Source organism: Streptomyces sp. BE303 (assembly GCF_036290945.1).
Classification (GTDB): Bacteria; Actinomycetota; Actinomycetes; order Streptomycetales; family Streptomycetaceae; genus Kitasatospora.
Genome location: NZ_JAQYWZ010000873.1, coordinates 1 through 1,848, shown reverse-complemented (window position 1 = coordinate 1,848; position 1,848 = coordinate 1). Strand labels below are relative to the sequence as shown.

General features: G+C 77.9%; 1 protein-coding gene. It reads right to left on the bottom strand.

Going from position 1 to position 1,848, the window contains the following annotated elements; all coding sequences use genetic code 11:
- The coding region (locus tag PUR56_RS31275; RefSeq protein ID WP_443034596.1) for a condensation domain-containing protein at positions 1–1,848 on the bottom strand (1,848 nt) is incomplete at both ends.

The window sequence follows — 1,848 nt, the reverse complement described above, 5'->3', positions numbered from 1 at the left end:
GGCGCGGAGCACCACCGTGTTGACGAAGAAGCCCACCAGCCCGTCCAGCGCGGCCTCCCCGCCGCGCCCGGCGACCGGCGTGCCCAACGGGACGTCGTCACCACCGCCGAGCCGGTGCAGCAACGCCGCCACCGCCGCGTGGACGACCATGAAGGGCGTGGCTCCGTGGTCGGCGGCGAGCGCGCGCAGGCGCTCGGCGACGTCCGCGGGGACGGCGAACCCGACGGTGTCGCCCCGCCCGCTCGGAGCGGCCGGCCGGGGGCGGTCGGCGGGCAGCGGGATCTCCTCCGGCAGCCCCGCCAGCGCCCGCCGCCAGTGGGCCAACGGCGCCGCCTGGTCCAGACTCGCCTGCCAGAGCGCGAAGTCCGCGTACTGGAACGGAAGTTCGGCGAACTCCGGGGCCCGGCCCGCCAGCCGCGCGGCGTAGCCGGCCTGGAGGTCCGCCATCAGCGGGGCGAACGAGGCCTCGTCGGCCGCGATGTGGTGCAGCAGCAGCACCAGGACGCGGGCACCGTCGGGGGCGCACAGCAGGGTGGCCCGCAGGGGCGGTTCGACGGCCAGGTCGAAGGGCCGGGCCGCCTCCGCCCGGGCGGCCTCGACGAGGTCGCCCGGGACGTCGCGGACGGTCAGCGGCGCGGCCTCGGCCGCCTCGGCCGGGGTCAGCACCCGCTGGTACGGCTCCCCGTCCAGGACCTCGAAGACGGTGCGCAGGCTCTCGTGCCGGGCCGTCAGGTCGGCGACGGCCGCCGCGAGCGCGGCGGTGTCCGGGCCGCGGCCGTCCGCACCGTCGATCCGCAGGGCCAGCGGCAGGTGGTACGCCGTCCCGGGCCCTTCCAGCTGGTCCAGGAACCAGAGCCGACGCTGCCCGGCGGAGAGCGGCAGGCGCCCGGGGCGCGGTCCGGCCGTCAGCGCGGGGCGCTCGACGGCGGTCCGGCCCGCCAGGCGGGCGGCGAGCGCGGCCGGGGTGGGCGCCTCGAAGACGTCACGGACGTCCACCGGGACGCCGAGCGCGGCCCGGATCCTGGCGGCGGCGCGGGCGGCGAGCAGCGAGTGCCCTCCCAGGGCGAAGAAGCCGTCCTCGACACCCGCCCCGGCCAGGCCGAGCACCTCGGCGAAGGCCGCGCAGACGGCGTGCTCGGCGGGGGTGGCCGGGGGCCGCCCGACGACGGCCGGCTGCGCGGGGGCGGGCAGTGCCCGGCGGTCGGTCTTGCCGTTGGCCGTCAGCGGCAGCACCTCCAGCACCACGACCACCGAAGGGACCATGTACTCGGGCAGCACCGCCGCCGCACTCCGGCGCAGCTCCTCGGGATCGGCCGTCCCGGTGACGTAGCCCACCAGCTGCCGTCGGCCCGGCACGTCCTCGCGGACCAGCGCGACGGCCCGGCCGACGCCCGGCAGGGCGGCCAACGCCGCCTCCACCTCGCCGAGTTCGATCCGGAAGCCGCGCAGCTTCACCTGGTCGTCCACCCGGCCCAGGAACTGCAACCGCCCGTCGGCCGCCCGCCGGGCGAGGTCGCCCGTGCGGTACATCCGACTGCCCGGCGGACCGTACGGGTCGGCGGTGAACCGCTCGGCGGTCAGCGCCGCCCGGTTCAGGTACCCCCGCGCCAGCTGCACCCCCGCGAGATACAGCTCACCCGGCACACCCGGCGGCACCGGACGCAGCCGCGCGTCCAGCACGTGGGCCCGGGTGTTGTCGAGCGGTGTGCCGATGGCGGGGATGCCCCGGTGGTCGGCCGCCAGCTCCGCCGCCGTCGCCCACACCGTCACCTCCGTCGGCCCGTACACGTTCGTCACCCGACCGCACCCACGCACCAGACGCTCCGCCAACCCGGCCGACAACGCCTC